This window comes from Microcoleus sp. Pol10D4, assembly GCF_036701555.1.
Lineage (GTDB): Bacteria > Cyanobacteriota > Cyanobacteriia > Cyanobacteriales > Microcoleaceae > Microcoleus.
In genome coordinates, this window is sequence record NZ_JAUBRA010000001.1 from 1 (window position 1) to 24,811 (window position 24,811).

Genomic DNA, 24,811 nt, shown 5'->3' on the forward strand with positions numbered 1-24,811 from the left:
GAAGAAGGAAGAAGGAAGAAGGAAGAAGGAAGAAGGAAGAAGGAAGAAGGAAGAAGGAAGAAGGAAGAAGGAAGAAGGAAGAAGAGGAAGAAGGAAGGCGCAATCTTCAGCTCATGTTTCAGCAATTAAGAACGTCATCATCGTCGGGCGTGGTTGCTATAGAAGGTAGAAGTTTGAAAAAAAAGAATAGAAGCTCTATCGAAAGGTAGATGACCGAAAACACAAGTTAAGAAATTTTTATTAAAAATTCTGCTTTTGGATGACGCGCCATCAAAATTGGGTTTGGACCTGAACCAAAACCTGAGTATATCGATATGTAACAAACCACATTATATCTGTGGCGACACGAGATATGTGGGGACACGGCAATGCCCTGTCCTTAGCCACCCGGAACGATCGCCCAAATCCCAATCCGTCCCCCCAATCCCCCACACCGTCGGGGCGCGCTACAATCAAAAGTTGATCGACTTAGCACTCAGACTCAGAGAGTGCTAAATTTGCTAATGTAAGCGATTGGAGACAAACATGACCAAAATAGTTGCATTTAGCGACAAATCTCGGCGGGCACTAGAACGCGGCGTCAATCAACTCGCCGATGCTGTCCGCATCACCTTGGGCCCGAAAGGCCGGAACGTCCTATTGGAAAAGAAATACGGCGCTCCCCAAATCGTTAACGACGGTATCACCGTTGCTAGGGAGATCGAACTCGAAGACCCCCTGGAAAATGCCGGCGCTCGCTTAATTCAAGAAGTCGCCTCCAAAACTAAAGATATCGCAGGCGACGGCACAACAACCGCAACGGTTCTAGCTCAATCCCTCATTCGCGAAGGTTTGAAGAATGTCGCAGCAGGCGCAAACCCAGTCGCGCTGCGCCGGGGTATTGAAAAAACGATCGCCCACTTGGTGCTGGAAATCGAGAAATTGGCCAAACCCGTCGAAGGAAGCGCCATTGCTCAGGTCGCCACAGTCTCCGCCGGTAACGACGAAGAAGTCGGCAGTATGATTGCCCAAGCAATGGAAAAAGTCACCAAAGACGGCGTAATTACTGTTGAAGAGTCGAAATCTCTGACAACGGAATTGGAAGTTGTCGAAGGGATGCAGTACGATCGCGGATATCTTTCTCCGTATTTCGTCACCAACACCGATCGGATGGAAGTTGAGTACGAAAACGCTCGCATCCTGATTACCGACAAAAAAATTAGCTCGATTCAAGAACTAATTCCAGTTCTCGAAAAAATCGCCCGCACAGGTCAACCGCTGCTAATTATCGCCGAAGATATTGAAGGCGAAGCTTTGGCAACTCTGGTAGTCAACAAAGCCCGCGGCGTATTGAACATCGCAGCAACCAAATCTCCTGGTTTTGGCGATCGACGCAAAGCTATGCTTCAAGATATCGCCGTGCTCACCGGCGGTCAACTGATTTCTGAAGAAGTCGGACTCAGCATCGATACCGCAACCCTAGAAATGCTCGGTACCGCCCGCAAAATTACGATCGACAAAGAAAACACGATCATTGTTGCTGGCGATGAACATAAAGCTGACGTGCTAAAACGGATCGAGCAAATCCGCAAGCAGCTAGAAGCGACGGATTCCGACTACGACCAGGAAAAGCTAACCGAACGCATCGCCAAACTCGCCGGCGGCATCGCTGTAATTAAAGTCGGCGCAGCTACCGAAACTGAGCTCAAAGACCGTAAACTGCGTATTGAAGACGCTCTGAACGCTACAAAAGCTGCTGTGGAAGAAGGTATCGTTGCCGGAGGTGGCACGACGCTAATTCACCTGATTACAAAAATAGATGCGATCGCACATACTTTAGACGCCGAAGAACAAGTAGGCGCTGACTTAGTGAAGAAAGCTTTGGAAGCACCTTTGCGTCAAATCGCTGATAATGCCGGCGTTGAAGGTTCGATCGTCATCGAACGAGTGCGGGCGAGCGAGTTCAACGTTGGCTACAACGCTCTCACCGACGTGTACGAAGATATGATTGCCGCCGGGATTATTGACCCGGCTAAGGTGGTGCGATCGGCTTTGCAAAATGCCGGTTCCATCGCTGGTATGGTGCTGACCACTGAAGCTGTGATTGTCGAAAAACCCGAGAAGAAAAAAGCCGGCGGCGACATGGGCGACATGGGCGGCATGGGCGGCATGGGCGGCATGGGCGGCATGGGCGGCATGGGCGGCATGGGCGGCATGGGCGGCATGGGCATGATGTAGTCTTCAGCCATTAGTTTGTAGCCTGTAGAGTGCGCCATAAGCACCATGCGTGTAAACAAGCGCGTCTTATGTACTACCCGTCTACTGTTTGACGATTAAGGCAGCTTATCCCCCCGGCATCCCCTGATAGTCCGGGGGGATTTTTCATTCTCTTGTAGGGGCAATCCCCCCGTGGTTGCCCCGATATTGGAAACACCGATTCCCTTGTCCGTGGAGGGGGTAGGCACGGGGCACGACCCTACAAAAGCCTGATTTTCGTGAGAATGAAACCGCCCTGCTGATAGTCCGCAGGGCTGTTTCATTCTCTTGTAGGGGCGGCCCCCCGTGGCTGCCCCAATCCCAGCCAATGCCTAACAAATCGTAGATGGGTCGGGTCTGCCTTCTTGGCACGACAAGAGTCAAAAGGCTGGTTTTCGTGAGAATGAAACCGCCCTGCTTCTTAAGGGAGATGCAATGGGGATCGGCATTAAGCTATAAGCGATAGTTCTCAGGGATTTTAAGCTGAAGTTGCCACCTATGCAGTGCGCGCCCTCTCGGTCAACTAAAATCCTTCCCAGAAACCGCGTCTCCCCCTCTCCCTTTCTCCTTTAAGACGACGGAGTTACATTGTTGCTGTGCAAGTCTTGAGGAGATTGAAACAGAGTTTCGAGATAAACTCTCGCAGCTTGGCGATAACTGCGCGAAGCTTCAGGCGTACCGCTATCGGCATTCTGCAACAAAAACAGCGACAGGGCCGCGCAAAATACTCGGTCTAGATCCCATTCGGGATGGGTTTCCAGGTAAGTTTTGAGAGAATCGTGCAGCGTTTCGGGAATTTCAGCAAAAATACTGACTGTTGGGTTCATCATTTTTTTTAGTCTCGCTAATAAATTGAAAACAGAACCCCCCTTCGGCCGGATACAGGTGCAGGCACAGCCGAAATCAGAGCTCTTTTTTTTAGGTCGGTCGCATCATTGTGCGCTATGAGGGGGTGGGTTTGTCAATGTTGCGAAATATTACAAAGTCCTTTAGATAAAAAAAAGGTTTACCAAATAATCAGCTTTTCAGGGAATTTTTTGTTACATATCTTTATGTGTTGGGGGGTTTATGAGGAATTAGGCAGCAAGTTAAGGAAATCCCCAATTCCGCAGCAAGATGCTACCGTGCCGTTAATTTCTGTGGAAAACTTTGTCGCATCTGTGGAAAACCTCAGACTTGCCTGTGGAAACGCTGTGGAATGTTTAGGGAAAAGTCAGGGAAAAAATAAGAATTGCAAAGGGCATGGGGCATGGGCATGGGGCATGGGGCATTGTTGACTGTTGACTGTTGATTAAGGTTAAGGGCATGGGGCATGGGGCATGGGGCATTGTTGACTGTTGACGGTTGACTGTTGACTGTTGATTAATGTTAAGGGCATGGGGCATGGGGCATTGTTGACTGTTGACTGTTGACTGTTGACTGTTGATTAATGTTAAGGGCATGGGGCATGGGGCATGGGGCATTGTTGACTGTTGACTGTTGACTGTTGATTAATGTTATTTGTTATTAGTCACTGCAAAGGATTAACAAATGACTAATGACTACTGACTACTGACTTCCTAAGTGCCAATCTGCAGCTTTTTGGCGGATGGTTGCCAATTCTGTCGGCGGCATTTTGTCGAGATTGGCTAAAATAAAGCTCATGCGACCGATCGACTAAAGTTTGTCCCTGTGGCGCGCTAGGAAATCCCAGTAGGAAAGATTTATCATCTGTGCGGTTGATAGCAGCTTGGTTCTGGCAAAGTTGATCGCCTAATATCCAAACGCCAACAGTCATTTTATTTGTTTCACCATTTCACCATTTCACCATAAAAGTTATCTTTTACTTTTCATGAGGGCGGGTTGTTTATTCATAAAAATTAATGGGCTGAAAAATCACAACTCAAAACTCATGATTTCTCCGCTTGTGGTGAGAACGTACTAGAGCATAACATTGATTTCCAAAGATAAGGACACCGACCAGCAAATTTAAATTTTATGTCTGTGTATCCTTCAGATGTTAATAACTTGGTCAGCGTCTCTACTGAAAAAAATTTAATGTGACCGTTATCCCAAAGAACGGTAAAATGTTTATCTAGTTTGCCAGAAATCGCTAAAGCAAGATTTTTAAAATAGCCGTGATAGGGTGTGGAAATAATTAGTCTTCCTCCCGGCTTGAGGCATCTTTTTGCAGTTCTTGCTAGTTCTTTAGGATAAAGCAAGTGTTCGATTACTTCAATAGCTAAGACAACATCAAATGAGTTCAGAATATCGATATCTGGAAGGTCGTAAATATCTGCTTGGATAAACTGACAATCGGGGAAACTTTGACGGGAGATGGCAATTCCGGGCGCAGAAGTGTCAACGCCGACAACTTCGCAGCCGTGCTCTGCGATAACGTGACTGAGGCTGCCATTGCCGCAGCCGAGATCCAAAACTCGGAGTTTTGTCTCGCTGGTCTGCTGAAGTGTCGCCAGCATTTCTAAAAGGGGAGATATCAAATAAGCGTGATGATATCTCGGATGGTTGTTTGTGTAATAATACGTATAATTGCTAAAGTTTTTTTTCATCGATTAAGCTATGGAGATTATTGCCGAGACCGCAAATTTACGGCGCGTGGGTGTACTGTTTGGGCCCAGGTTCCCCACATTACGGTTGTTCAGAGTCGATCGGCAGCTCGATCGTCTCATTCTTTTTGTTTGACAGGTGAATTATTGTCACTGAATCAATCGGATGGCAAAAGAAATCTTTGACAGGGTGCCAAATCTCGCATCGCTCCTCTCTGGCCCATCTCTCGAAGGCATTGGGAAAGAAAAAGTCCGATCGAGCAGAATTCTCTCTGTGCACTAGCCGGAAACCGAACTTTTTGCCTGTTAATTGGGGGCGAGTGCATCCATGCGATTCTAGCTTCAAGCAACTGCGGTATGTCCACCCGACGCTTTTTGCAGCCAGAAAAATGGGCCCCTGGGCGATCGGGTGCCAGTCGCTCCGAGAATTGATAAGGGAAGTGTGACCGAAATCACAAGCATTGGCGAAACCAATTGCTGAGCATCTTTGGGTCCACACACTTAGAATCGAGATTACTACAGTGGCTTCTATAATTGTGTTTAAATGTTGTTCTGAAGCTGTGTTGTCCAGTCAGCAGAGCCCCCTAGACAGATTCATGCTTTCGGTCTGGTTTATTTCACTTTAATGGTCGCTGTTGGGTGTTGCACCTTAATTTAGATATTTCCTATGGTTAAGTTAGGTCAATCCTCCTTTCGCCGTATTTTACTGTCGCGGATTTTGTTGCTCAGCGTACCTGTTCTACTGGTGGGGGAGTATGTTACCTATCGCAAGGCACGCTCGACGCTTCTGGAAACTGCTCGTCAAAACTTGACAGAAAGTGCAGTCAGAAAAGCAGACACTATTGAACAGTGGGCGAAATCGCTGAAGTCGAATCTGATCGGCGCTTCGGAAAGCTCGATGTTGCAGTCGGTAGATCCGAAGGATTATCAAAAGTTTATCGCCCAATTAGGGCAGCGCTTGCCAGCGCAAGTTGATTGCTTGCAATTGACTAATTTAAAGACAAATCAAGTGATAGCAAGCACTTGCGGGCAACAGCCGATTCAGTCCTTGCCCGCAAAATTTTGGCCTCCCGTACAGCAGCAGCAAACGCTGCTGGACGACAAGAGCGTTTACATCAGTCTGTCCTTACCTCCGCAGCGACAGGGGACAGCAAACGATCAGAAGGTGGCTTTGGGGGCTGAAGATTTTCCCGATGCGGGTAAAGAAGGCTCCGATAGCCAAGCGAGTTTGGTGTTGAGCGCTCCTGTTTACATTCGTCGGGGCAATACCCTGCAGTTGAGTTATGCTTTGAGTTTGCAGTCGGCCTTGCCTGTGCAAACCAGCGCTCCCAAGGGTTCTTTAGCCGGCTATACGGTGGCGATCGACCAAGATGGGACAATTTTGGCGCACCCTAATGTCAACCGCGTGGGCCGCAATATTGACCAAGAGGCAGATGCCGCTCGACTAAAAAGTATTGTCAAAAGGGCGATCGCCGGGGGAACAGCTTTTCTCCACCTATTTTCCTTTGAAAGAAATGGTGTAGAGTTGCTAGCAGGATACGCCGCTATCCCGAGTCCTTCAACTACACAGGAGAACAGCAAGTGGATTATTTTAGCTGTCTCTCGTTTAGATTACGCTCTGTCAGGTTTGGAAGAAATTCAGCAAGTTTTATTTAATTTAATTGTAGGTTTGGTTGCTGCTAGTATCATCGCGACTTTATATCTGTCTCGCGACTTGGCGCGTCCTGTGGAAAAACTGAGAGACTACGCGATGAAAGTAGATACGGAAGCGTCGCAGACAGTGCCCCAAGATTTCCAAATTAGGGAATTTAATCAACTATCAGAAGCACTTAACAGCATGGTGCAGCGCCTTAGATCCTGGGCCAGAGAATTGGAAGTCGCAACCAAAGAAGCGCAAGTTGCGAATCAATTAAAAAATGAATTTTTGGGGAATATTTCTCACGAATTGAGAACGCCGCTCAACGGGATTATTGGTTTTATTCAAATTGTGCGGGACGGCTACTGCGATGACCGAGATGAAGAAATGGAATTTTTACAGCGGGCCCACGACTCGTCAATGCAATTGCTCAATATTATTAATGATATTTTGGACATTGCTAAAATAGAATCCGGTACCTTCTCCATGATGTTAGAAGTAGTGGACATTACCCAGGTACTTGAAGACGCGATTGATTTGCAAGCGGCTCAAATTGAGGAAAAAGGCTTGAAGTTAACTTTGCCAGCTCATCATGATCCGATTATTGTTCATGCCGATCCAGAGAAGCTAAAACAGGTGTTTTTAAATGTTTTGAGCAATGCCGTTAAGTTTACAGAGTCGGGCAGCATTAATATATCTGTGCGGCTAGAATCGAGGACTAATTCTGGTAGTTTTAACGGCAGTGCTGAAAATGCGACGGGCCCCAGCGGTCAAAGCGATTGGGTGGTGGTGACAATTAAAGATACGGGAATTGGTATCGATCCCGAACATCAGCAGAAATTGTTTCAACCTTTTGTGATGGCTGATGGTTCTACAACTCGCAAGTTTGGCGGTAACGGTTTGGGCTTGGCTATCTCGCGAAGGATAATGGAATCTATGATCGGAAGCATTACCCTGCACAGCGCGGGCGTGAATCAAGGTACTACGGTGATGATTTCTTTGCCGGTAAACCAGCAGTCAAGTTTTTATTTTCACAGCCCTGACTTAGTAACGGAAAAGGGAAATTTCAAAAGTTGAGGAGTGATGTTCCCAATCTAAAATCTAAAATCTAAAAGGGTATTAGGGGCTGTCCGCCGAGTTCGAGGGATTTGCTCAAAGTGCTGAGAATGCGGATTAATTCGACGGAGGCGGCGCCCGAAGAGGTAAGACAGGGGGTATTTGTTTGCACGCAATTGAGGAAGCGATCGCACACTCTCCGCAGCGGTTCTACTTGTTCTAAACTCAACACTTCGCGATGGCTGAGGCTTGTTCGCTGCGGCGCGATCCTCTTCGTTGGCGTAGCCCCCGTAGGGGCGGGCTTCGCTAACGCACTTTCAAAAGAGTTATTCTCTTCGTCCCCGTAATCTGGATTCCCGCGCTGCAAAATCAGGGGAGTTTTTGGCGACATTTCATCAAAAATCAAGGTTCCCAAACTGCCAACAACTGTTAAGCGCCGTTGTTTGTCGGGATTGAGCCAGCACAGGTGAATAAATGCTTGAAATCCGTCGGGATAGGTGAGCGTTACCCAAACTAAATCTGCTAGTTTTTCTGCAGGATTATTAGTCAACAGTGAAGGAGCAAATTGATTTTCAATTTCTGCTGCGTCTTGATTTATTCCTTCTTCCCTATTTCTTCTTCCTTCTTCCTTCTTCCTGACATCCGTTACATCCGTTACATCCCGTACAGTGCTCGTTGCCGAACTTCCTTCTTCCTTCGGAAAAACAGTGCCGATCGCCCTTACTTCAATTGGCGTTTGTTGCAGCCAAGTATTGAAAATAGCGATATCGTGAATTGCCAAGTCCCAAAGGGCATCAACGTCATGGCGAACTGGTTCAAAATGGGTACGCTGGGCGTAACCGTAGCGCAATTTTCCGAGTTGATGCTGTTGAATAATTCTTTGGCCTCGATCGACTGCTGGATGAAACAGATAAGTGTGGTCAACGAAGAGTTGCCGCTGCTGTTTTTCGGCTAATTGGCAAAGTTCTATGGCTTCAGTGAGGTTGAGGGCGAGGGGTTTTTCTGCTAAGACGTGGTAGCCTTGTTTCAGCGCTGCTGCTGCGAGGGTGTAGTGTGTGGAAGCTGGAGTGGCGATCGCCACAGCTTGCAGTCCCGCCAAGGCTTGCACTTGAGACCAATCGGTAGCTAGAATTACCGAGGCATCAAGATTAAACTGTTTTTGAACGGCCGCCAATGAATCTCGATTCGGGTCTACCACCGCTAAAACTTGGCTGTTGGGATGTTCGAGAAAGTTACGAATTAGGTTAACTCCCCAGCGGCCCGCACCCAATACAGCTATTCCGATTTTCATTAATTATAATTTAAAAAATCGCACAGTAATTATAGCATATTTTGTTATTATTATCTATGTTTTAAATCAGAAAAATCACTGTTGACTGTTGAATGTTGGCAGTAGTTATTGGTTATTGCTTATTGGTTATTGGTAGCAGCTAACAAATAACCAATAACTGATAACACCAGTCAACATTCAACAGTCAACAGCCAACAGTCAACAGTCAACAGTCAACTGTCAACTAATTTATTAAAAGCTACCTGAGCCGCTGCTTGTTCGGCCGCTTTGATCGATCGACCTTTTCCCTCTGCTACCAACTTTCCCTGAATGAGAACTTCTGCGGTAAAACGATCCTCCCCGCCCTGCACTGTCCCAGTTTCTTGCACGCTATATTTGGGCAAAGTTTTGTATTTGCCTTGAGTCAACTCTTGGAGAGCAGCTTTGTAGTTTTGGCGGGCCGGATCGCTGCGGATTTCCGCCGCTAGTCGTTGAAAGTGAGAATCTAGCCAAGGGCGAATTAATTCTAACGTCTGGGTACTCAAATAAAGCGCAGCCAGTACCGCTTCCAAAGCATCGGCTAGCCGGGGTTCAGCGCCTGTTTTGTCCGAGGCGGCGCTGCTGGAAACAATTAAATAGCGATCGAAGCCGTAACTTTCAGCGATTTTAGCAAGAATACGATCGCTCACCAAGATCGATCGAATAGCAGCAAATTCCCCCACTGTACAGTCAGGATAAACCTCAAACAACAATTCCGACGCAGCCAGCCGCACAACTGCATCCCCGACAAACTCTAGTTGCTCGTAATTGGCCTTAGCTGACGCGCTCGCATGAGTCAAAGCTAAATCGAGGAGATGCCATTTTATCGAAGCATTCTTCGTCAGTCCCAATTTTTGAATTAATGTTTCAAGTTGCTTTTGGCGACCCGGATAAATCATACCATTTTAGATTTTAGATTTTAGCTTTTAGAAGTGGGAATCACGGATTACTATCCGGGTTGGGATGTTTTCAAAAGTGGCATTATTCTTTTTAACTGGGATCAGATTCATATTAATAAAAAAAATACTTGAAAAACTAAATAGTTCTGTTGGTGCTTATGGTGAACCTTACCCAAAATCTTCCTCCGGGTGTGCAGTAGACACCTTTCCCAACATAAAACAGGTCGAAAGGATTGGTTGACCTAATTTCCAAGCGGTAATTTTAATTAAATTTGGGGGGGGAAAAAGTCGGACATAAGCCGGGTTCTGTTCTCTCAACTGCAAGCAGTTTTCGAGGGCAGTTATCTATCTGGGACACCTGTTACCAGACGCCTCAAGCGGTACCAAAAAACGGAACTGGTAAAAAACCAACCATAGTTCCTCCGACCTTGCTCCCAACTGGGGTTTACCGAGCCAGCACCTCTCGATGCTGCTGGTGCGCTCTTACCGCACCTTTGCACCCTTACCAAATTAGTGGTTGCTTCCCAGTCAAAAATCCTCAGTTACTTACTAATGACCAATGACTGCTGACTAATGACTAATTGGCGGTATCTTTCTGTGGCACTATCCTCACGATCGCTCGCACTGGGCGTTACCCAGCAAGTTTGGTTTTTCGGGAGCCCGGACTTTCCTCAGACAAGCTTTCGCTAATCCGCAACCGCCTGCGCCTACTTTTTCCCCAGATTTATTGTACGCGATCGTTCGTCAATCAATTTGGGATTTGAGATTGAATATTTTAACCTGTCGCCCACTTAATTTGGACATTTGTGTTTATTCAAACTCTTGTACTGTGGGCACTAAAGCCCGCCCAACAATTAAATTTCCCTGCAAATCCCCTTAAATTCACTCACGGATGAATCAGGGGGCACAAAAGTTGGGAATTATCATGCTAAGGATTTATGGCACGGATTCTACTAGGGGCAGGAAACCTTTTCACTTAACATAATTTTAAATTATTCAATCTTTAATCCCCAATCTCAAATCTTGAATTCGGTTACTTTAATGAGTCATCTTTCACAGTAGAAAAGTTTTCAAACCACCCGCGCCGCCAGAAAAAGTAAACTAAAGCCGAGGCGATTCCTACCATTACCGCCCAACAAAGCGGATAGCCAAAATACCAATTTAGTTCCGGCATATTCCAGGGCGATTTCTCTGTATTGAAATTCATCCCGTATACTCCCGCCACAAAAGTTAGAGGAATAAATATACTCGAAATCACCGTCAGCAACTTCATGATTTCATTCATTTTATTACCAACCGAAGACAAGTAAACATCCATCAAACCCGAAGACAACTCTCGATAGGTTTCCACCATATCCATCACCTGCACCGTGTGATCGTAACAGTCGCGCAAGTAAATTCGCACCTCTGGACTAATTAAATCACTGCTATCTCGAATCAAAACATTAATTGCATCCCGCTGCGGCCAAATGGCGCGCCGCAGAGTCAGTAATTCTCGCCGGATTTTATAGATTTTTTCCAGGGTTTTGCGGGTGGGATTCACCACCACTTCATCCTCTAATTCTTCAATGCGCTCTCCGTAAACTTCTAAGACAGGGAAGAAGCCATCTATAATCGAATCTAACAGAGTATAAGCCAGATAATCGGCTCCGTGTTTGCGAATAGTTCCTTGTCCTTTACGAATGCGATCGCGCACGGGACCAAAACAATCATAGTCGGGTTCTTCCTGAACAGTTAACAGGTAATGCTGGCCCAAAATCAAACTTACTTGTTCTTTATGAAAAGTATCTGAATTCGGCTTAAGTATCACCATCCAGGCAATGATTAAAATGTGATTTTCGTAATCTACAACTTTTGGGCGCTGTGGTACATTAACCACATCTTCTTGAGCCATTAGGTGCAAATTAAACACTTTACCCATTTGGCGCCAAGTTTCTTTGTTTCCTAATCCCAACATATCAACCCAAGAAACAGATGCTGTATCTAAATAAGCCGAAGCGTCTTGAGGATTTGCCAAGTTGGCGCGAGTAGCGGCTGTTTCGCAATAGTCAATTAATACAATCTCTGGAGGCGGCGCATCCGGTTCTAAGTCGAGAGTTCCCGGCGGAGCACCCGGATCGTCATAAAAATAGTCAACGTAGGAATCATCATCATCTTCTTCTTCTTCTTTAATTTGTTTTGCAACGGCACTAGAAGTATGTATGCTTTTGTATACCATGCTAATATTCCTGACTTGTAGAACATTTAATTAGATTATCATTTTTCTCGTACAGCTACGAATTACCAATGACTAACTACCAATTACCTCTGCCGAATTGGAATCTCGATCGCAAATTCAGTTCCCTCTCCCGGCGCGGAAATGCACTGCAGCGTCCCGCCGTGTCTTTCCACTACAATCTGATAGGAGATAGACAGTCCTAAACCTGTACCTTTGCCTACGGGTTTAGTAGTAAAAAACGGGTCAAATACCCGACCTTTAACAGACTCTGCCATGCCATACCCGTTATCAGAAATTACGATCGCAACCCGATTATTTTCCAGCAACTCCGTGCGAATCCGAATCCACGGCAATGTGTCGCAACTTAAAGGTAAACTAGCAAAATCTTGCCCTTCCTCTTCCGAATAACTCGCTAATTCCAACTTCCTATTCCTGACATTCGCTAAAGCATCAATAGCATTATTTAAAATATTCATAAACACTTGATTCAACTGTCCAACGTAGCACTGTATCGGCGGCAATATTCCATATTCTTTAACTATTTCAATCTGGCGATTTCTGCCATTTTCTTTAATTTTGTGTTGCAAAATCAACAGAGCACTGTCTATGCCTTCGTGGATATCAACACGCTTGATATCTGATTCTTCCAGCCGGGAAAAGTTGCGTAAAGACAGAACAATTTGGCGAATGCGTTCGGCTCCGGTTTGAATTGAAGTCAGCAGATGCGGGAAATCCTCTTTCATGAATTCCAGTTCTATTTCTTCTGCCAAATTTTGGATAACAGCAACAGGTTCCGGGTAGTGTGCGTGATACAAACTGCACAGTTCCAGCAAGTTTTTTGCATACTCACTAGCGTAAGTGATATTACCATAAATAAAACTGACAGGATTATTGATTTCGTGAGAAATTCCCGCCACTAACTGTCCCAAACCCGACATTTTTTCCGCTTGAATTAGTTGAGCTTGAGTCCTGCCTAATTGTTTCAATGTTTGCTCTAGCTGGCGATTTTTATATTTTAATTGAGATTCGGCTTGTTTGCGCTTGGTAATATTGCGGGCTAGAATAATAATCTGATCTGAATTAAACGGCAACAGTCGGGCTTCATAAGTTTTTTCTTCTTCCGACATGGAAAGCGAATATTCTATATCGATTGAATTTCTTGTTTCGGAAATTTCAAAGATTGCTTGGGCAAATTGACAGGCGACATTGGGTGGCAATATGTCTGTCATTCGTTGACCGATAGAATGTTCGGGAGGCACGTATAAGCTTGAGGAAGTTCCTGACAAATAATCCACAATTATACCGTCAGCATCTAGTCGAAAATACAAATCAGGCAAAGCACGAAAAACTGCTTCTAACTCTAAAGTTTTTTGGCGCAATGCTTCCTCAGCGTAGTACCGATCGCTAATATCAAAAATCACCCCGTCCAAATAGCAAACGTTTCCATCTGCGTCGAACACAGGAGAACCTTTATCCCACACCCATTTAACCGTACCGTCTGCTGCTAGCAAGCGATATTCTAAGTTATAAGACTCTTTCTTTTCTATACCTTGCCGAATAGTTGCTTCTACTTTTGCCAAATCTTCCGGGTAAATAATGCTGGCAAAAGTCCGGCACCTCCTGTCCAAAAACCAAATAAAATCTGCCGCAGGGTAGCCTGTTAATAAGTAAACGGCTTCGCTAATAAAATTAGTCGAAAAATCGCACTTCCAGCGATAAACCACTCCGGGAATATTAGCTACCAAAGACCTAAATCTTGATTCACTTCTACGCAAAGCTGCTTCCGATTCATGTCGTTCGGTAATATCGTGAGCGAAAGCTAGCACTGCAAATACATTATTTTCAGCGTCGCGCAGCGGAAGTTTTTGGGTATCAAAAATATGTACTGAACCGTCAGCAAGAGTTGCCGGATCGCAGGGATTGTGGATGATGTCGCCGGCTAGTACAGCAGAGTCGTCTGTGCGGAAGCCTCGGATATTTTTGGCGGAATTCCCAAACACTAGATCTTCGGAAAATCCTAATTCTAAATCGGATTTGCCAATTATTTCTTCGACTGTTTTGCCGATCGCTTGAGCGAAACTCCTGTTGGCCAAAATACAGCTAAAATTTTTGTCCTTGGCAAAAATCCAGTCGCTAGTTTTGTCTATTACTGTACGCAGGAGTTGTTCGGAACGTTCGGTTTTTTCCAAAGAGGCCTGCAGTTCAAGTTCTAGGCACTTGCGAGCAGTAATGTTTTCAAAAGCAACACCGATGCAGTTGTTGGGTAATGGAAAAGCTTTAATAGAAAAAGCGCGAGTTATTCTGCCGCCTTCATCGCAGTCAATATCTTCAAGTTCTACCGCTTTCTGGCTGCGAATTACCGCAGCAAATGCTTGGGGAATGTTTTTCGATCGCAGGTGGGGAAAAATCTCGTCGATTGTCATTCCCAAAACATCCGCCATTTCTAATCCGGTAAATAGGGTAGCTGCAGGATTTGAGGCGATCGCCCTGAGAGTGCTGTCATCGTCTATATTTTCTAAATGGTAGACGTATAAACCAATTTGCATATTCTCGACAATTTGGTCGTAGAGGCGCACGCTTTCGTCTACCTGCCTGCGTTCAGTAATATCTTCAGTAATCCCCAAAACGTACTGAGGACGGCCTGCAGCGTCGAGAATTGGCACTTTGCGGGTGTGCAGTATTCTCATACCTTTGTGGCGAGTTTGGATCGGCTCTTCGGCTATGTCTTTAACAGTAGATTGGTTATGATCACCGGTCAATATTTCCCTGTCTTGAGCAGTAAAAACATCAGCTTGTTCTTTGGGGTAAATATCGTAGTCATTTTTGCCGATCGCCTCTTGAGAGGTAACACCTGCGATCGTTTCTCCCGCTTTATTCCACAGCACAAATTTCAGCGAAGAAGCATCTTTAGCAAAAACTCCCACCGGCAGGTTTTCTACTACGGAATTTAGAAACCCTCTAGCTGATTTTAATTCAGCTTCTGCACGCTTGCGTTCGATGCCTAAAGCAATGACATCCGCAACCGATGCTAAAGTTTCCTGAAAGGGTGCTGTCAGTGGCTGGCTGCTGATAATTACCATTACTCCCGCCAGCCGTTCTTCGACTATCAAAGGGTAGCCGGCGAAGGTGAGAATTTCCTTGGGGATTGGGCAATTTGTCGGCTTTTGACTGGTGTTGATAATTGCTACTTCGGAACTTGGCGCCTCTTTTCCTTTCGCAAATTCTTCCTCTGGGAGTCCAAAATTGTTCAGTTCAAATCCGCAGTCAAATTCCGGTTTTTGCTGTTTGGCGATCGAGTTAACCTTACTTTCAATAAAGCTAGCCCGATCGTCTGTGCGATTGGATATTCCCGAGGCTGCTTGCAATTCCCAAAGATTATGTTGAGAGTTGAAAGTCCAAATTTCAGCCGAAGCGACATCGAGATTTCGCACCATTGCCTCGCAGCAGGGAAGCAGGATATCTTCAGGATGTCGGGTGAGGGCAATACCCACATCGGCTACCATTGCTGTGAGGCGAGAAGCTTGGGCTTTTTCTGCTTCCAACCGTTTGCGATCGGTGATATCTTCCACCAAAGAAAGCACGGTAAAAGTATCGCCACTGCGAATAATTGAATTGAACCAGCGACACCAAATTACCTGTCCGCTTTTAGTATAGTTGCGGTTAATTGAAGTATTGCCGTTGCCGGTGGCAAGTTCAAGCTCGATCGCGCTTACAGTTTCTCTATCTTCTTCGCAAACCAAATCTAAATCGCCAAACTGCTTGCCCATCATATCATCGGCTGTCCAGCCAAAGATTTCCTCGGCACGTTTCGACCACTGAACGATCCGAAAATCTTCATCCCAGCCCACCATTGCCAAGGGACTGTTAGCTGCATTCAACCACAATAAATGGTTCGATCGGCGCAACTGTTGAGTTTTCTGCTGCTGCCAGCGGTAATGCCTGGTGATATCTCTACCGACACCCAAAACCCGCATCTGTTTGCTAGAGGCATCCACCGCTGGCGTGTAAGCAGTTTCGTAAATTTTAATTCCGCCGTCTGCCGCCGTCACCTCATGAATTGCCAGCTTTTTTTCCCCGGTTATAAATACTTGTTGCAGACAAGAATCAATCTGCGAGATTATATTTTTCACCGCCAAATTATTGGGGTATAATCTCAATAATTCCTGATTAGTTTTGTTGACTATTTCAGCCGGCTCCAATCCCATCCAAGCAGCAGCGACAGGATTTATCGATAGGTACTTTTGCTGTCGATCGCACTCTAGGAAAGCATCAACCGAGTTAGAGAAAAAAGACTGAAACGAGTTGATAACTTCCTGCATGGGTATTTTTTCATGAGAAAAGCTTAGTATTGTGGAAACCTCGTGTCTAAAGATTGATCGAGGAAACACTCATTAGGCAGTTTTCACCGCCTTGAATATTGATTATTGCTACACAGCGCTACTTGGTCACTTGGTACTTTTATGATCTACTTTCCACGGAACAATTACCGTTTCAAATATTTCACCCGCGATCTCATAGCAGCTTGAGCTACACCCATATTTTTGATAACCTAATCAGTTAAGACGATAGCTAGTCAACTATGTCTTTTGATTAGGGCATAAAGCCCCATCTCTTCCGAGCGGGGTGCTGACTTGCTTAAGCTCTAAAATTTTCCTAAAATTAGTTTAACCCACTCAAATCTTTTTGGGCACTTTACTGCTGCGTTTCCCGGTGCAATTTTCGGCGCTGTTCCCTATAATACAAAAATTTTAAAGAAATAGTATTTTTGGGAAGATAGCTTAATAACAGCAGATGGTCTTTTTTTAAACCAGACCCAGCGGATACAAAAGCGAGATCGAGAGAGGGGGACACGGGGAGGTGGGCAGAGGTTAATCCACAACCTTCGAGAAAAATGCTTAAGAAATGCCCGACAGCTTACCGATTTCCAATTCCCAATTCCCAATTCCCAATTCCCAATTCCCGATTCGCAATTCCCAATTCGGTAATCTGAAAGCGGTTTGGCAGTACGCGAAGCAAAGAACGCAAGCCGTGCAAAGCCATGTAACATAAAGATTGCGATATTTTTCTATGTAATATGGAACTATTAGATACCTTGATTGTGGGTGCGGGTATTAGCGGTTTGAGTTTGGCGCACGCACTTCAAAAGGAAGCAACGAGTGCATCCTCGCTGAAGATTTTAGTCACTGAGAGTCAGGGACGTGTGGGCGGGAACATCACCACTGTGACAGCCGAAGGGTTTCTCTGGGAGGAGGGCCCGAACAGTTTTTCGCCGACGCCAGAATTGATGAAGTTGGCTGTGGATGTGGGATTGAAGCAAGAGTTGATTTTTGCCGATCGCAAATTGCCTCGTTATGTTTATTGGCAAAAAAAGCTGCAACCGGTGCCGATGACTCCACCGGCGATGATTCAGTCTCAGTTGCTGAGTTTTCCGGGGAAACTGCGGGCGTTGTTCGGGGCTTTGGGGTTTGTCGGGCCGGCAATGGGCGCTGGACTTTCGCAGCAGCGTGACGAGGAAACTGTTTCTCAATTTTTCCGCCGTCATCTGGGGACGGAAGTGATGCAGCGGTTGGTGGAACCTTTTGTTTCTGGGGTTTATGCCGGCGATCCGCAACAACTTAGCGCGGCGGCGGCTTTTGGGCGGGTAACAAAGATGGCTGATGTGGGTGGCGGGCTGGTGGCGGGGGTGCTGCTTTCTGCTAAAAACAGACCGAAGAAAATCCCTGCAGACCCGAATGTTCCTAAGACTAGGCCGGGGGAGTTGGGTTCGTTCAAACAGGGGTTGAAGGCTTTGCCAGAGGCGATCGCTGCTAAATTGGGCGATCGAGTGAAACTCAACTGGCATCTGACTCGCCTCGATCGTACAGAACGCGAAACTTACATTGCTGTATTCTCGACGCCCGACGGACAACAGGAAGTTGAGGCGCGCACCGTGGTTTTGACAACGCCGGCTTATGTTACAGCCGATTTGTTGCAGCCTCTGCAACCGGAAGTTAGCAGCGCTTTACAAGCTTTTACTTATCCTACAGTTGCCTGCGTTGTCTTAGCATATCCGCAGTCTGATGTCAAGGGTAAATTAGTGGGTTTTGGAAATTTAATTCCGAGGGGGCAGGGAATTCGCACTCTGGGGACGATTTGGACATCAAGTTTATTTGCCGATCGCGCGCCTGCAGGGTGGCAAACTCTCAGCAGTTACATCGGCGGGGCTACTGATTCGGAAATTGGCAATCTCGACTCAGAAGAAATCGTTCGGGAGGTGCACCGAGATTTGTCTCGGATTTTGCTGAAACCAGATGTGCCACAGCCAAAAGTTTTAGCAGTGAATGTGTGGAAGCGGGCGATTCCTCAGTACAATTTGGGGCATTTCGATCGCCTACAACAAATCGATGAGGGCTTAAAATCTTTGCCTGGGCTGTATTTGTGCAGCAACTACGTTGGCGGAGTGGCTTTGGGAGATTGCGTGCGAAGGGGTTTTGATAGTGCACGAGAAGTGGGCAAGTATTTGCAGAACAAACAATCAGATGCTCGATCGATCTGAATTATTCTGTGGGGAGGGCGGGTTTACAAATATCGAGTGTTAATCCGAGATATTGGTGAACCCGCACCTACAGCCTTCTGCCTTCATATCCGCTGCCCAATGCCGAATGTTACTAGGTTGTGGGTTCAAACTTGTAACCCACCCCCCTGACGGTTTGAATCATCGAAATTTGAGTGGCATCTGGTTCAATTTTGCGGCGAATTTGACCTATATGGACATCCACCACGCGATCGGCTCCTACATACTCGTAGTCCCACACTTCATGCAGCAATTCCGATCGCCTCCACACGCGACCTGGTTTGCTGGCCAAACAGTACAGCAGATCAAATTCTAAAGCAGTCAAAGCAACTATCTGACGGCCGAGAATTACTTCGCGGCGAACCGGATCTATTAGTAGCTCTCCAAAAGTAAGACTTTGTTGTTCGGCGGGAGTAACAATGCGTTTGCGCTTCAAAATTGCTGCAACGCGAGCTCCAATCTCTACAAGACTAAAAGGTTTAGTAATGTAGTCGTCAGCACCTTCGGCAAACCCTTTCATTTTGTCAGCTTCATCGGTTCGGGCAGTCAGCATCAACACAAACACGCCCGTGCGTCTTTGCATTTCTTGACACAGTTTGTAGCCAGTTGTATCAGGTAAATTTACATCTAGAACTACTAAGTCAGGATTGAGTTGCTCAAATAATTCCAGACCAGTCTGACCGTCCTGGCCAGACTCAACTTGATAACCTTGCTGGCTCAAAAAACGGTGAATTAAATTTCGGATTGCCGGGTCGTCATCAACCACAAGGATTTTTACAGGGGCCATGACCACAAGTTTGCTTGAAGAATTAGGCAAGAATATTCAGCCATAATAATAGAAAACTGGATACAAATCTCGAAAACATTGAGCTTTTAATAGTTATAGCTCTATTTATAACCTACGCAAAATTTCAGGCAATAAATCTCCAGGAACTTTGGATAAGGCTAAATTTTGGCCTGGCAGCCCACATTCACTATAGAAAGCTCTAATCGTTTTGACAATATAGCTCAATGCTGTTTGCCGAGAATCAGCAGCTTGGGAGTTTGCCGCGGCTTGCAAGTTGAGTTTATCCCCATATGTTAACCCTTTGTCATTGAGATGTTGTCCCCATTCGGCACACACTTGCAACTGGTGGTGCAGTGCAGCTTCTAGATGGCTTGTCTGTGCGACTTTGTTAGCGGCGAAATTTGGGTCGGTGGCTAGTTGATAGTGGGCTAGTCCGAGATTGTTGCGGGCGGCCAAGGCGTCAAAGGTGAGTTGGGTTCGATCGAGCTCTCCGGCGATATCCAGGGCGGCTTCGTAGGCGGTAATCGCCTGCTGCAATGATTCCGTCCGCCCCTGTTTCTGCTGCTGAAACTGGTTCGCCAAATGCCAATAAGCGGTACCGAGATTATTGTAGGTGGCGGCTGCTGCTGCGGGTACTAATTCGCGGGTGCGGTATTTCAATGCTTCGCGGTAGGCGGAAATCGCCCTGACTAGCAGGGGTTCTGAGGGTTCGTGCTGAGCGAGGTTCCAGCAGGCGGTACCGAGGTTGTTTTGCACTCCGGCATAGTTGAGGGGTTCTCGTTCGGGACTGTAGCAGGAGAGGGCTTGGGTGTAAGCTGCGATCGCGCTTTTGAGATATACGATCGGCTCACCATCTTGGGCTAAATTCCAGTATGCTGTCGCCAAATTATTCTGAGCAGCAGCGTACTGCTGAGGCTCCACGGCGGGGTCTAGATCCAGCAGCGCTTGTTGGTAAGCTGCAACTGCGTGTTGCAAGTTCTCTGTCTTGTCTCGATAGCGGGCTAAATCGGCCGAGGCGATTCCCAAATTTTTGTTTAATCTAACGCGGGTTTGGGGTACGGTTTCAGCATCTGTTCGGTTCAAACCTTCAAGGTAGAGGGCGATGCTGCGTTCAAGGCTGGATACCGGATCTGAGGCGTTATGCTGCGTGCGATCGCGCGATAGCATCCAGTAGAGAGTACCGAGATCGTTGAGCAAATCGGAAATTGGCGGTAGGCTGTGGGACTCCTGGGCGTACTGAGTTAAATTTTCTGTCAATTGGGCAATCAGCCGCGCGCATTCCTCAGTTAGTGGTTGATTTTGCTGCGAGTTGGTGTCAACGTCGAGATATGCAATCACTTGTTCGATCGCACGAATGGCGATTGTGAGGTTTTGCTCTGAAACGTCTCCGCCGAGAATGCGATCGCGGTAGTAATTTCCCAAACCGTGATAAGCCAAAGCCAATGCTTCGGAACAACACTGATGTTCTTGCAGCAGTTCGATGTATTGCAGGGTTTGCAGCGGCAGAAAATTCTCCTCTGATGCGGGATTATTTTCGGCTGCCAAATCCTCTGAGGCTGCTGCTAGCACCAAATCTGCCAGTTGGACAGATTTAGAATCAGGCGCTGGGGACGGAGAATGGGAAATTGGGGATTGTTCGTCATCTGCCAGTTGGACGGATTTAGAATCAGGCGCTGGGGACGGGGGATAGGAAATTGGGAATTGTTCATCGGGAATTGGGGATTGTCCAGACAAAGAAGATATTAAAAGTTGGTTGCCAAAGTCTCCGCTGTCCCGCAGGTTTCGCAAGTCTCCTGAGTTTCCGAAGTCCTCAAAGTGCCCGAAGTCTTCCTTAGCTGGAGTTGGTTCGCCTTCAAACTCAAATACTCCGGTTCGCCAGTGCCAAAATTCTGGGGCCGATTGCTCGATCGAACTTAGCCAGGGGCGCGACACCCACAGCAACAGAGTAGACTCGCACAATTGCAGGTTTGCTTCGATGTCTCTCAAATAGCTCAGGAATGACCACTGCACGGCTGCTGAGTGCCTGGTCAGGTGTTCTGCCCCGAGAATTTGAAATCCCGGCAAACGGCTGTAGCTGCCTCTGTTTTGCGGCGGTGGGTGTTGGCTCAGCCACGCGGCGATCGATCCCCAAGGATTTGGATCGCTCAAGTCGAGTTCCAAACTGACAAATCGGGGGTAGTTGAGCGGGGAGCGAGGATCTGAGCCTGCGCTCTCTGCGGCTAATTCTGTCTGCAAGCGGGCTGCCAGACAGTCCCGCAAGCACAAGTCGTCGCAGGCGGCAATAAAAATTTGACGGCGTAAATTGAGGTCGATCGCCTGTTTCAAGCGTTGGTAGATCAGCTTGTTCGAGCTAGAAACTTTTTGGGAAGGAATAGACATCAGGATCAGCCGATTTTAGATTTTAGATTTTAGGTTTTAGGTTTTAGATTTTGGATTGTAGATTGTAGAGTTGAGAGTTGAAATCTCGATCGCTCATACCTCACAACTAAGCCCCGAAGGCAGTCAATCGATTTTAGATTTTAGATTTTAGATTTTAGATTGAAGCCTTGACCCCACGGATAAATTCGGCGACTTTTTTATCGGATACAGGTTTTTTATTTCTGGGTCCTGAGTTTGTGCGTTGGAATGAATCCGGGGGCTTGTATCCTGGATGCTTGATTGTCAATCGCACCGATGATGACTAAAGGATTGTAGATTTTCAATTGGCAATTTTATGTGGGTGGCGAACCAGTGTGATTAAGTGCAACCCAAGTCCCTGATCCCGACAGCCAAGAGGAAAACACCAAATTTATGCTTGTCTTATTTAGCTTTCCAGCTCGCTCGGCACGCTTCAGGATTGTCGCAACTACCTGCTTTTATTGAAACACAAAAACCATGTTTCCTTGGGAAAGGAAAACATGGTTTCTCGAAGGATTATTTAAAATTGCGATTTGAAGCAGCTTTGAGTCTCAGGCCAGTTTTCAGACGGAGGCAGCCACGTACACCAAACCGGCGACTAACATGGCTGCTGCAATACCCATGATGATGTAGTTGCGTTGCTGATTTTTGTTGGGAGGTACGGCTTCATACACCTTCGGCTCTTTAGCAAAGTTGTTCAGGCGTCCATCGTCATCTTTGATGTAAGGCATCAGTCACAATCCTTAATATTTTTGATGCTTACAACTCTACCAAAAAAGCGCCCAGGAAAATTCAGGAATTTATTTGGATGTGACAGTGCCTGTTTGGGGAGAAGAGGCGATCGCGTAATCTTTGATCGGCATTCTGCCTGCTAAGTACGCCATCCGCCCCGCTTCTGCCGCCATTCCCATTGCTTTTGCCATTGCCGGGGAATTTTGGGCATTGGCGATCGCGGAATTAATCAACAGTGCATCGGCTCCCATTTCCATTGCTCGGGCTGCTTCGCTGGGCGTTCCGATCCCCGCATCGACAACCACAGGAACCTTCACCGTGTCAATAATTATTTGAATGTTGGCCGCATTGTTGATCCCTTGCCCTGAACCGATGGGGGAACCTAAAGGCATGACTGTCGCACAACCGACTTCTTCGAGGCGTTTTGCCAGCAGGGGATCGGCGTTGATGTAGGGCAAAACGGCAAAACCTTCTTTAACTAATTGTTCTGCAGCTTCCAAAGTGCCGATCGGATCTGGCAGCAAATATTTAGCATCAGGAATCACTTCTAATTTGACAAAATTATTGTCTTCTTGCCCTAAAAGTTTCGCCATTTCCCGACCTAAACGAGCTACTCTAATTGCCTCATCCGCAGTTTGACAACCGGCAGTATTTGGCAGCATCCAAATTTTAGTCCAATCGAGAGCCTCTGCCAATCCTTCATGGCCGGGAGCATTTGTTTGCACTCGCCGCACAGCTACGGTAACAATTTCGCACCTGCTAGCGTTGACACTTTGCTGCATTTCTGCAATGCTGCGATATTTTCCCGTCCCCGTCATCAAGCGAGAATGAAAAGTTTTACCGGCAATAACCAGAGGTTTGTCTAAAGATGGCATTTCTGTATCTACTGGATAGCCAAAAATGCTGTACTCAAGTGCCTCTTCCCAGTTTTTTCTGCCTCCCAGCATTGCTTCAAGCTGCCAACCTTCTTTATTTGTCAGCTCATCGCGGGTAACTGCATAAAGAATTTGCCCAACAGTTATCAATTTGGCATCTCGCGGCATATTATTTTTTAATCCTCTTTGTATAATTTCTTCAAACTCATTAAAAACGTCTTCCATTTTCCCATTCCTCCCTAGTAATTTCTTGAGATTCTTCGCTATTGAATACTAATATAATGCTCTGAATCCGTTGTGTGTCGTCCCAATAAAAAGCTTTTCTGATGCCGTCGTTTACCTTCCAAAACTCGTAACTCTTTCGGTTTACGTGAAAAATAACCGTTACTGCACCTTGTTTTTTTGCTCTACTGATGCCTTCTTGCACTCGGTCTCTGATGTTTTGAGTTTGTTCTGTCAACTCCTTAAATTCGCAAATCTCACCGTCAATCTCAGCATCTGGCGTTCTCACACCCTCTGCTGCTTGCTCGCTCAAAAGTCTAACTCTCTTTCCCATTTTAGCCAAAACTTCAGCGACAAAACTTTCGGAATTATTAAGATTATGGTCTTGGTGGACGAGTACAAATCCGCCAGCTATCTCATCAAAATAATATCGCCGATATTCTGGCTGGGCATTTTCGTAGATGGCTCTGCTTGTCTCGATATATTCTGAATTCACCTTTATTATACTCTCAATAGACTCCGATCTGGTAGACTTAAATGTATGAAAGCAACTGTTGAGCAACTGGCAGAAATTGGGATATTTGCCAGCTTAAACCAAACTGAATTAGAGCGATTGCAAGAACATACAGCAATTCGGAGTTACCGACAGGGAGAAGTTGTGATGTATGAGGGCGATCGCATCCCCGAAAAATTATACACTCTTTTGAGCGGTTCTCTGCGGGTTGCAAAAACAGCGACGGCGGGCAAAGAAACAATTCTCCGCACTTTATTTCAGGGAGATATTTTTGCCGCACCTGCTTTGCTAGGCAACGGCATTGCCCCCGCAACGGTGACTGCAGAAACTGATGTCCAAGTTCTTACCACAGAACGGGAATTTTTGCTAGCAGCAATTCGGGAAAATCCTGAGATTGCTTTGCGAATATTGGCGGTTTTCAACCAGCGGTTGCAGCAACTGCACGATACCGTGCACGGTTTGGTGTCGGAAAGGGCGATCGTGCGGCTGGCCCGATTTATTCATTACTTTGCCGTCGAGCAAGGTACGAAGCTTGCGGATAATAGTGTATGTTTAGAAAAACGTTTTCCCTACTATCAAATTGCTCGCAGCATTGGGATTACCTACGAAGAATGCGTGCGGTTATTTAAGAAACTCAAGCCGTTTGTCTCCTACAGTAGAGGCGGTAAAATTATGATATTGGATTGGCAAAAATTAGAGGCTCTCGCCTCGGGAGAAGAAATAGACTAAATGTTAATAAAATCCCAATTTTTGTCGGGGCGGGTTTCACAAACAATATTTGACTGCGACTCACTATCTATATAAACCCGCCCCCGACAATCTGTGAATCGGG

17 protein-coding genes and 1 other RNA gene are annotated in these 24,811 nt (G+C 46.3%); 5 read left to right on the forward strand and 13 right to left on the reverse strand.

What is annotated here, in order from left to right; all coding sequences use genetic code 11:
• Positions 1-525: 525 nt before the first annotated feature.
• Complete coding sequence (gene groL, locus QUA36_RS00005; RefSeq protein WP_333454766.1) at positions 526-2,217, forward strand: chaperonin GroEL; 1,692 nt, start codon at positions 526-528, stop codon at positions 2,215-2,217.
• A 587-nt stretch (positions 2,218-2,804) separates the two neighbouring features.
• On the opposite strand, the gene QUA36_RS00010 is transcribed toward groL, so the two are convergent.
• Positions 2,805-3,062 (reverse strand): DUF2811 domain-containing protein, encoded by a 258-nt coding sequence (locus tag QUA36_RS00010; protein ID WP_050813024.1) that lies wholly within the window; start codon positions 3,060-3,062, stop codon positions 2,805-2,807.
• Positions 3,063-3,272: 210 nt separating this feature from the next.
• Between QUA36_RS00010 and QUA36_RS00015 the strand changes: the two genes are divergently transcribed.
• Complete coding sequence (locus QUA36_RS00015) at positions 3,273-3,512, forward strand: hypothetical protein (RefSeq protein ID WP_333454768.1); 240 nt, start codon at positions 3,273-3,275, stop codon at positions 3,510-3,512.
• 612 nt (positions 3,513-4,124) lie between these two features.
• Here the strand turns inward: QUA36_RS00015 and QUA36_RS00020 are convergent.
• Positions 4,125-4,784: a class I SAM-dependent methyltransferase gene (locus tag QUA36_RS00020; protein ID WP_333168467.1), complete on the reverse strand. Its 660-nt coding sequence runs from the start codon at positions 4,782-4,784 to the stop codon at positions 4,125-4,127.
• Positions 4,785-5,448: 664 nt separating this feature from the next.
• Here QUA36_RS00020 and QUA36_RS00025 point away from each other — a divergent pair.
• Complete coding sequence (locus tag QUA36_RS00025; RefSeq protein ID WP_333454770.1) at positions 5,449-7,494, forward strand: sensor histidine kinase; 2,046 nt, start codon at positions 5,449-5,451, stop codon at positions 7,492-7,494.
• A gap of 31 nt (positions 7,495-7,525) precedes the next feature.
• Here the strand turns inward: QUA36_RS00025 and QUA36_RS00030 are convergent, their stop codons facing one another.
• The 6 genes from QUA36_RS00030 to QUA36_RS00055 all read right to left on the reverse strand — a co-directional run bounded on the left by QUA36_RS00030 (position 7,526) and on the right by QUA36_RS00055 (position 16,939).
• On the reverse strand, positions 7,526-8,764 hold the full coding sequence (locus QUA36_RS00030; RefSeq protein WP_333454772.1) for a Gfo/Idh/MocA family oxidoreductase: 1,239 nt from the start codon (positions 8,762-8,764) through the stop codon (positions 7,526-7,528).
• 212 nt (positions 8,765-8,976) lie between these two features.
• Positions 8,977-9,681 (reverse strand): ribonuclease III, encoded by a 705-nt coding sequence (gene rnc, locus QUA36_RS00035; RefSeq protein ID WP_333454774.1) that lies wholly within the window; start codon positions 9,679-9,681, stop codon positions 8,977-8,979.
• A gap of 280 nt (positions 9,682-9,961) precedes the next feature.
• Positions 9,962-10,395, reverse strand: an RNA gene (gene rnpB / locus QUA36_RS00040) — RNase P RNA component class A.
• A 319-nt stretch (positions 10,396-10,714) separates the two neighbouring features.
• Positions 10,715-11,899, reverse strand: coding sequence for a magnesium/cobalt transporter CorA (gene corA, locus QUA36_RS00045; protein ID WP_333454776.1), 1,185 nt, complete (start codon positions 11,897-11,899; stop codon positions 10,715-10,717).
• A gap of 83 nt (positions 11,900-11,982) precedes the next feature.
• Positions 11,983-16,218 carry a PAS domain-containing protein gene (locus QUA36_RS00050; RefSeq protein WP_333454777.1) on the reverse strand — a complete coding sequence of 1,412 codons (4,236 nt, stop codon included), beginning with the start codon at positions 16,216-16,218 and terminating at the stop codon, positions 11,983-11,985.
• Between the two features lie 595 nt (positions 16,219-16,813).
• Positions 16,814-16,939: a hypothetical protein gene (locus QUA36_RS00055; RefSeq protein ID WP_333369635.1), complete on the reverse strand. Its 126-nt coding sequence runs from the start codon at positions 16,937-16,939 to the stop codon at positions 16,814-16,816.
• A gap of 34 nt (positions 16,940-16,973) precedes the next feature.
• Between QUA36_RS00055 and hemG the strand changes: the two genes are divergently transcribed.
• Positions 16,974-18,434 carry a protoporphyrinogen oxidase gene (gene hemG / locus QUA36_RS00060; protein WP_333454779.1) on the forward strand — a complete coding sequence of 487 codons (1,461 nt, stop codon included), beginning with the start codon at positions 16,974-16,976 and terminating at the stop codon, positions 18,432-18,434.
• 112 nt (positions 18,435-18,546) lie between these two features.
• Here the strand turns inward: hemG and QUA36_RS00065 are convergent, their stop codons facing one another.
• From QUA36_RS00065 to QUA36_RS00085, 5 genes are all read right to left on the reverse strand, one after another.
• Positions 18,547-19,239, reverse strand: coding sequence for a response regulator transcription factor (locus QUA36_RS00065; RefSeq protein ID WP_333454781.1), 693 nt, complete (start codon positions 19,237-19,239; stop codon positions 18,547-18,549).
• A gap of 105 nt (positions 19,240-19,344) precedes the next feature.
• On the reverse strand, positions 19,345-21,618 hold the full coding sequence (locus tag QUA36_RS00070) for a hypothetical protein (protein WP_333454783.1): 2,274 nt from the start codon (positions 21,616-21,618) through the stop codon (positions 19,345-19,347).
• 581 nt (positions 21,619-22,199) lie between these two features.
• The gene (gene psb34, locus QUA36_RS00075) at positions 22,200-22,367 is read right to left on the reverse strand and encodes a photosystem II assembly protein Psb34 (protein WP_106333461.1); all 168 of its coding nucleotides are present in this window, start codon (positions 22,365-22,367) and stop codon (positions 22,200-22,202) included.
• 69 nt (positions 22,368-22,436) lie between these two features.
• Positions 22,437-23,243: a thiazole synthase gene (locus tag QUA36_RS00080; protein WP_333154621.1), complete on the reverse strand. Its 807-nt coding sequence runs from the start codon at positions 23,241-23,243 to the stop codon at positions 22,437-22,439.
• Positions 23,244-23,451: 208 nt separating this feature from the next.
• Positions 23,452-23,961, reverse strand: a complete 510-nt coding sequence (locus tag QUA36_RS00085; RefSeq protein ID WP_333165124.1) for a CdiA C-terminal domain-containing protein — start codon at positions 23,959-23,961, stop codon at positions 23,452-23,454.
• Positions 23,962-24,006: 45 nt separating this feature from the next.
• Here QUA36_RS00085 and QUA36_RS00090 point away from each other — a divergent pair, with 45 nt between their 5' ends.
• Positions 24,007-24,708: a Crp/Fnr family transcriptional regulator gene (locus QUA36_RS00090; protein ID WP_333454785.1), complete on the forward strand. Its 702-nt coding sequence runs from the start codon at positions 24,007-24,009 to the stop codon at positions 24,706-24,708.
• Positions 24,709-24,811: the final 103 nt, after the last annotated feature.